Origin of the sequence: Gemmatimonas sp., from assembly GCF_044345575.1 — a bacterium.
Classification (GTDB): Bacteria; Gemmatimonadota; Gemmatimonadetes; order Gemmatimonadales; family Gemmatimonadaceae; genus Gemmatimonas.
This window is the reverse complement of the sequence record NZ_JBIJAW010000154.1, coordinates 1-7,818: the sequence shown is the minus strand read 5'-3', so window position 1 is coordinate 7,818 and position 7,818 is coordinate 1. Positions and strand designations below refer to the sequence as shown.

Annotated in this window: 6 protein-coding genes; 3 read left to right on the top strand and 3 right to left on the bottom strand. The window is 68.3% G+C overall.

Annotated elements, in window-relative coordinates; translation table 11 throughout:
• The first annotated feature begins 130 nt into the window (after positions 1-130).
• Positions 131-1,660 (top strand): peptide MFS transporter, encoded by a 1,530-nt coding sequence (locus tag ACIQ6O_RS10140; protein WP_396207668.1) that lies wholly within the window; start codon positions 131-133, stop codon positions 1,658-1,660.
• 404 nt (positions 1,661-2,064) lie between these two features.
• Here the strand turns inward: ACIQ6O_RS10140 and ACIQ6O_RS10135 are convergent, their stop codons facing one another.
• Positions 2,065-3,846, bottom strand: coding sequence for a hypothetical protein (locus ACIQ6O_RS10135; protein WP_396207667.1), 1,782 nt, complete (start codon positions 3,844-3,846; stop codon positions 2,065-2,067).
• Positions 3,843-4,424 carry a hypothetical protein gene (locus ACIQ6O_RS10130; RefSeq protein WP_396207666.1) on the bottom strand — a complete coding sequence of 194 codons (582 nt, stop codon included), beginning with the start codon at positions 4,422-4,424 and terminating at the stop codon, positions 3,843-3,845. Before ACIQ6O_RS10130 ends, ACIQ6O_RS10135 begins: the two co-directional genes overlap by 4 nt.
• Positions 4,425-4,653: 229 nt before the next feature.
• Between ACIQ6O_RS10130 and ACIQ6O_RS10125 the strand changes: the two genes are divergently transcribed.
• Positions 4,654-6,543 (top strand): glycosyltransferase family 2 protein, encoded by a 1,890-nt coding sequence (locus tag ACIQ6O_RS10125; RefSeq protein WP_396207665.1) that lies wholly within the window; start codon positions 4,654-4,656, stop codon positions 6,541-6,543.
• Positions 6,544-6,849: 306 nt separating this feature from the next.
• On the opposite strand, the gene ACIQ6O_RS10120 is transcribed toward ACIQ6O_RS10125, so the two are convergent.
• Complete coding sequence (locus ACIQ6O_RS10120; RefSeq protein ID WP_396207664.1) at positions 6,850-7,065, bottom strand: hypothetical protein; 216 nt, start codon at positions 7,063-7,065, stop codon at positions 6,850-6,852.
• A gap of 216 nt (positions 7,066-7,281) precedes the next feature.
• Between ACIQ6O_RS10120 and ACIQ6O_RS10115 the strand changes: the two genes are divergently transcribed.
• A partial coding sequence (locus ACIQ6O_RS10115; RefSeq protein WP_396207663.1) for a lipoyl synthase occupies positions 7,282-7,818 on the top strand: 537 nt, incomplete at its 3' end.

The window sequence follows — 7,818 nt, the reverse complement described above, 5'->3', positions numbered from 1 at the left end:
TGTTTCATCCCCGCTGTCCGCATCCGCTCAAGGATGCGGTGTGCACCCGCGTCGTACCGCCGCTCGAAGAAAAGGCCCCCGGGCACTTCGTCGCGTGCCTCAAGGAACCTCCCACCTCAGTCCCCACCCCGTGAGCACCGCCGTCACCACCGACCGCTCCTTTTTCGGCCATCCGAAGGGCCTCGGTCTGCTGTTCGCCACCGAGATGTGGGAGCGCTTCTCGTATTACGGGTTGCGCCCGCTCCTCGTGCTCTTCATGGCCGCCGCGCTCAACGAGGGCGGCTTCGGTCTCGAGCGGACGCAGGCGTCCGCCATCGTCGGCATCTACGCGGCGTGCGTGTATCTCGCCTCCCTGCCCGGAGGCTGGATCGCCGATCGCTGGCTGGGATTGCGCCGCGCCATCCTCATCGGCGCCGTGCTCATCACCGGCGGACACCTCGCGATCGGTGTGTCCGGCTTCGCCGGCGCCGGTATCGGGAAGATCTTCTTCTTCCTCGGTCTCGTGCTGATCGTGCTCGGCACGGGACTCCTCAAGCCGAACATCTCCGCCATCGTGGGAGATCTCTACCCCGAAGGCGGCGCGCGTCGAGATGCCGGGTTCTCGATCTTCTACATGGGCATCAACACCGGCGCCTTCGTGGGACAGCTCGTCACCGGCTACCTCGGCGAACGCGTGAGTTGGCACTGGGGCTTCGGCGCCGCCGGTATCGGCATGGCGTTCGGTCTGCTGGGCTTCTGGCTGCTGGCGGGCAAGCTGCTCGGCCCCATCGGTGCCGACATCGTACGCGATCCCAATGCGGCCGTGCAGGCCAAGCAGGAGCAGACCGTACGTACCAGCACCTTCGCCGGCCTCGGTGTGCTCGCGCTCGTGTTCGCGCTCGCGGCGGGTGGCGTGGTCACCATCGATCCGCAGCAGGTCGGCGGCGCCATGACGTTCGTCCTCGTGGGCATCGCCGTGGCCTTCTTCGCGTATATCTTCGCGTTCGGCGGACTCACCAGCGACGAGAAGAAGCGCAGCGCGGTCATCTTCGTGCTTTTCGTATTCGCCGCCATCTTCTGGGCCGCGTTCGAACAGGCGCCCACATCGCTACAGCTCTTCGCCAACGACTTCACCGACCGCAACATGTTCGGCTTCGAGATCCCGGCGACGTGGTTCCAGTCGGTGAACTCGCTGTTCATCATCATCATGTCGCCCGTGTTCGCCGCGCTGTGGATCGCGCTGGCGAAACGGAACATCGACCTCTCGAGTCCGTCCAAGTTCGCCCTGGGGTTGGCGCTCGCCGGTGTGGGCTTCCTGCTCATGGTGTCCGCTGCCAATCAGGTGGTCGCCAGCGGTGGCACCGCGCTCGTCTCGCCGTGGTGGCTGATCGCGAGCTACTTCTTCCAGACCTGCGGTGAGCTGTTTCTCAGCCCGGTGGGGCTCTCGAGCATGACGAAGCTTTCTCCGCGTCGCTACGTGGGGCAGATGATGGGCATCTGGTTCCTCGCCGCCTCGGTGGGCAACCTCGTCGCCGGCCTCGTGGGCGGCCACGTGGACCCCACGAAGCTCGAACAGACGCCGGCCGTGTTCAGCGGCACGGCCATCGCGCTGTTCGTGAGCACGGGCATCCTGCTGGCGATGATCGTGCCGATACGCAAGATGATGGCGAGCGTGAAGTAGCAGCGGTCGGTACGACGCGCGATCGACTACGCGTTGGCACCGACGCGCTGGAAAAAACGCGCTGGAACGGACGCGTTGGCACGAACGCAGAGGGGCGCAGGCGAAAACGCGGGCAACAACGGGGCGACCTTGGCTTCGCCTCGGTCGCTTGGGGGCGGCGACTGCCGCAGGCGTGGGTGCCATCGTTGTTGCCCACGTCCCTCCGCGTTGGTGCCAGCGTTGTCGCCCGCGTCTCCGCATTTGTGCCAGCGTTGTCGCCCGCGTCTTCGCGTTTGTGCCAGCGTTGTCGCCCGCGTCCCTCCGCGTTGGTGCCAACGCGTCCGTTCCAGCGCGTTTTTTCCAACGCGTAGGTGCCAACGCGTAGTCGATCGCGCGTAGTTTCGGTGATCGCCGCGCCGCCGACCCTACGGCCAGGTGAATAGCGACGTCGGCGCCGTCCTTTCCCTGCTGCGCTCCACGTCCGGCGTGTCGCGCCAGAAGGTACGACTGCGATCGAGCCCCGTGATGCGCACCTCGAGGCGCTTGCGCGGATCGTTGCTCACCGGCACACCGACGTCGAGACGCCAGAGCCGACGCGAGCGCGGAGGCACGGCCGCCAGCAGCGAGATGCCGATCACGCCGCGCCACGGGGTGTCCACCGCGTATGGCACCGACTGCTCCGCCATCAAGCGACCGGCTTCGGCAAAGCCCGCGAAGCCCACGTCGGCCACGTTGAGTCGCGTGGGCACGACCAGACGTTGTTCGGCGCGGAAGACGAGGCGCCGCGCACCCGGGTCGTGCGACCGGCGGTGCCCCATGAGGCCCCCCTCGCGATCGGCGAGCGAGAGTTGCAGCGGCGTCAGCATGCGACGGCCCGTGGCCCACTCCATCTGCAGCACCGTGGTCTGACGAATGGCGGGCCGGAAGTACCACGCCGCCCGACCGGTGCCGATCACGTTCTCCCACTGCTTCCGGTCGAGACTGTAACGCGCCTCCGTGATCCCCTGCGCGCCGGCGAACCACTTCTGGCCGCCCCAACCGAGGTAGATGTTGGTGGCGAGGAAGCGATCGCGATCGGGAGCCGGACCCACCGGGATGGAATGCCCCGCCACCACACCCACCTGCGCGCCCACCCGAATATCCTGCGCACCGGTCAGGGCGTCGAAGCCCTGCACGCGGACGAAGCGGATCGCGCGAACACCCAGCAGTACATTCGCGCGCAGCACGTTCTTCGGCGTGAAGAACGGGGGCGGTGAGCCCGTGGTGTCGACGCGCACGCCCTCACGAGTGAGCAGCAGCGGCGTCGAGTCGACGCGAATGTGCTCGCGCGACAGCGACATGCCCACGAGCCTGAGCCGACCCACCGGGCCGACCCGCGTGAGCCCTCCCACGTCGGCGAAGGTGCGCCGCACGTTCACCGCATTGACCGGCAAGTCGCCACGCAATAGTCGCATCGGCTCGCGGGTACCGCCGAGTTCACCGACCCAGGCGAAACGTTGCAGGTCGGTGTAGTACGGGCGGACCACCTGCATGCGCATGCGCTGACCGAACGGCTCGCGGCGCGCCTCGAGACGCAACTCGTCTCGCTGCCCGAGGAATTGATAATCCGTGTATTGCACGCCAAGCACGTCGTTGTACGCGAGCCCGTTGCGATACTCGAACAATGTGGCCGTGGCGTGGCCGGCGAGATTGGTTTCACCGATACGCAGCCCACGGAACATCGGACTCCCCCCCCGCACCACCGGATCGACGAGCAGGCTGAAGTCGTCACGCGTTTCCACCTCGAGGCGCACCCCGCCCCGTTCGTCGTCGTACGCGTGAATGCGCGCGTCCACCAGGTAGGGCTGAGCACGAAGGATACGCTCCGACTCGGCCCGCTTGATCTGGTTGCATGATTCACCAACCTTGAGCAGCAGGAACTGGCGGATCACGTTGTCGCGGGTGTTCACGTGCAGCGTGCGCACCGTGCGTCGCACCCACTCGAGCTGCCGCGGCAACTTCTCGTTGAACGGCGGCTGGGTGATCACCACGATGTCGCTGATCGTCTGCCCAGAGCACCCGGTGACTGGCAGGCGTCCACGACTCGACACCGGCGGTTGGCGGGATTGCGTGGAATCGGTGCGGATGTTCTGCTGTGCCGCCGCGACGTGAATGAATGGCCCCGCGATCCCGCACAGCACCATCAGCGCGCCAATGGCGCGTCTCATCGCCCCAGTTTTCGCTTGAGATCGGCCAGCCGCGCCTCGGCGTCGGCCTCACGCTCCGATCGTGTACGCCGCGACGGCGAGGGCGCAGCCAGCGGATCGTCGGACAGGAGCGGCTCGTCGCCGAGCAGCGCGTCCACTTCACGCGCCGCGGCCGCATCGACGCTCGACGCTTCGGCGCTCGACGCCTCGGGCGCCAGCCCCGACATCACTCGCCGGAGATCAGCGCTCATCGACTCGTACTCGCGTTCGGCCAGCGCCAGCTCCTGCTGCTGCACCATCCGCTTCGACTCCAGCACCGCCACGCGTTCGGCGTGCTGCGCCGCGAATCGCTCGGCAATAGCCACGGTTTCGTGATCACCGATGTCAGCCGCCAGCCCCTGACGACGGCGCACCGTCTCGAGCTCCGATTGTTCGCTGCGCAGGCGCTGTTCCGTGGCCGTCAGCGCCGCCCGCATGTCGTTGACGGCGAGCTTCGCATGCACCAGAGCCTCACGCATGCCGCTGCTCATGCGCCGGCGCTCGTCGGGGTCGAGGCGGGAGGAGAGGGCACGAAGGGAATCACGGAGCTCATCGAACATGGGCGAAAGCTAGAGACCGGTACGGACCAATGCGACGTCAATCCGTGCCGGCATCCACGCCCGTCGACGGTTCCGAGCCACCGATCACACCGCCAGATGCGCCGCGCCTGCCACACCAAGGCCCCTTCCCTGTTATTATCGAACGCATAGCGGTTCGCCAGTGTCTCTACCGGTGCCCGGGTGCGTCGCATCGTGCCCCGCCGGGCTGTCCGTCCCCCGTCTTCATCCCGTGCTCTACCTCGCCATTCCCGCGCACAACGAAGTCGCCACCATTGGTGTGCTGCTCTGGCGGCTCCGTACGGTGCTGGCGGAGTTCCCGCGCGAGTACGAAGTGGTGGTGTACGACGACGCGAGCACCGACGAGACGGCCGAGGTGGCGGCGCAGTACGAGCGCGCCATGCCGGTGACCGTGCTGCGCGGCAAGTCACGACTGGGGTGCGCCGGGGCAGTCGACGCGCTGCTGCGCCACGTCGCCACCCGCACGCGCTATCCGCGCCGGGATGCGGTCCTGCTCATGCAGGGCGACTTCACCGATCCGCCGGGGATCGTACCGGAATTCGCCCGTCGCTTCGAGGGCGGCGCCGATCTCGTGGTGGGGGAACGTCTCACCGTCGCGGATGCCCCCACGGCGGTCAAGCGGTTGTTCACGTACGGGCACTGGGTCATGCGCCCGTTCGTGAAGGTGGAGGGGGTCGCCGACCTCACGGCGTCCATGCGGTTGGTACGTATCTCGGCGCTTCGCGAGGCGATTCGTTTGGCGGGCAACGCCCCGCTCGTGAGCGGCGACAGCTGGACCGCCAACGCCGATCTGTTGCTCCGGCTGGCCCCGCACGCACGCCGTGTGGAGAACGTGCCGATGGAGCCGACGTTCGGGGTCCGGATGCGTGAGACGCGGCGCGTGGCCCTCGCCGACACGCTCAGCATGCTCAAGTGGGCCTGGGCGGCCCGAGGCCGGCGTGCGGTGGTGGGGTCCTCCCCGGCGGAGACCGGCAATGACGACCGTCGCGGCTCGCGCCAGCAGGGGCGCCGGCGCGAGGAGCCCGAGCTATCCGTCGAGCGGCTGCGCGAGAAGGTGCGCGAGCGTGACGGTTCCACGGGTATCGATGGCGAGCAGCAGGATCCGCGTCGCGGTCGCCGCCGCCGGGAGCGGCCTGAGGGGAGCGAGCGGACCGAGCGCCAGGAACGTCCGGCGCGTGCGGAGCGCGCCGAACGGGCGGAGCGCGCTGAGCGCCCCGAGCGGCAGCCCCGCGAACGGACGCGCACGCCTCGTCCCGAGCGGGAGCCCCGTGATGCGCGGCCCGAGGGGACGTCCGAGCCGCGGCCACCGCGTCGCCGGGAGGAGCCGCGCTCGCCGTACAACGATCCCACCCTCGAGCTCGACGATCCGTTCGCCGCGCCGTCCGCGCGCCGTGACGCATCGCGCGTCGACGAGCGCGAACCGATCGCTGACCGTTCGACCGTAGAACCGGAGGCGCCGTCCGTCGAGTCGCCCCAGCCGCCGACGATGCGGGCGCCGTTCCCGCCCATGGATCAGGACGACGACGACCTCCCGCTGTCGATCAAGGGGCCAGAGGCGTTGATCGGCGACGGCGACACGGACGCGGCATCGGAGGCCGAGGCGACCAACGATTCCGCGATCGACGACTCTGACCCCTTGACGGGGGATGAGGAGGAGGGGCCCCGGCGGAAGCGGCGGCGGAACCGCCGGTCGCGCCGTGGGCGTCGCAAGAAGTCACCGGGCGGGGCCGAGGGCGAGGCGGAGGGCGAGGCGGAAGGCAGTGACGACGATGCTGCCGATAGCGACGGTGACGAAGGAGAGTCACCGGAATCGGGCACCGACGACCGGTCGGCACCGCGCCCCCCACGCGTCCGTTTCACCCCAGCCGATCACATCGACGGCGAGCCGGTTGCCGCTCCCCGCGCGGAGTCCGACGAGGACGCGGGGGACGATGGGGACGGGGACGACGACGACCAGGCGGGCGGGGTCGAGAGCATGGCCGACGGCGCAGCGCGACCGCGGCGTCGTGGTCGTCGCGGTCGCCGGGGAGGAGCGCGGCGCTCCCGCGGGCGACGGGACAAGGGGGACGAGGGGGCGGCGCCGGAAGGGGAGTCGGCGTAGCCGCGGCGGGATTCACCACGCGCGATCGACTACGCGTTGGCACCGACGCGTCGGCACGGACGCATTGGAAAAGACGCGTTGGCACGAACGCACAACGGCGCGGGCAACAAGGTGGGCGCCAACGCGTTGAGGTAGGCCCCGATGGCCGGAAACAAGAAAGGGCGACCTGGGCGCAAGCCCGGTCGCCCTTCGTTTTTGCCCGCGTTTTTGCCCGCGCCCCTATGCGTTCGTGCCAACGCGTTTCTTCCAACGCGTTTTTTCCAACGCGTAGGTGCCAACGCGTAGTCGATCGCGCGTAGTACCGCCCTACCGCCGGACCGCCCTCTCTATCCTCTCCGCCGTCGCCGGACTCACCATCCGCACCACGAAGTACACGACGGCGCCGAGCAGGAGCACCTTGAGCGCCAGGCCGACGAGCCAGAAGAGGAGCGCGACCAGCGGGCCCAGCAGTCCAAAGACGAGCTTGAGCGCCACCAGCCCCAGCAGGGCCACAATGCCGACGGTGAACAGGGTGCGGAGCATACGCGCCTCTCGGCGGGGATAGCGGATCATCGACCGGCCGCCGGGGAAGTCCAGCGCCGCTTCCCTCTACGTTCGCCCCGCCTCTCGAGTTTCGACCAGAGGGAAATTCCGGCTATTTTGCAAATGACAGTTACGCTGGTTTGCGCGGAACGTGCACGGGGCTACCTTCCCCTGTTCACGTCCCGGGACCACCCCCCGGGCTCCACGGTGCCGGATATGGCTGAGCAGCTGGTACAAATCATGGGGCGCCACCGCCGCGATCCGCTCCCCGAGCGGAAACCGCAGTGGCTCAAGGTCAAGGCGCCCGGCGGCGACAACTACATCCGCCTCAAACACATGATGAAGGAGCTCAACCTCCATTCCGTCTGTGAAGAGGCCCGATGCCCCAACATCGGCGAATGCTGGCAGCACGGCACCGCCACGTTCATGATCCTCGGCAGCGTCTGCACCCGGAACTGCGCCTACTGCGCCGTCGCCCACGGCAAGCCGCCCGAATACGACATCGAGGAGCCCAACCGCGTCGGGGAAGCCATCGCCCGCATGGGCCTCCGGCACGCGGTCATCACCTCCGTCGACCGCGACGATCTCCCCGACTTCGGCGCGTACATCTTCGCCGAAACCATCCGGCAGATCCATCAGCGCCTCCCCGAGTGCTCGGTCGAAGTCCTTGTGCCCGATTTCCAGGGCAACCACGACTCCATCAAGGCCGTGCTCGAGGCGCGCCCGGAGATCTACAACCACAACACCGAAACG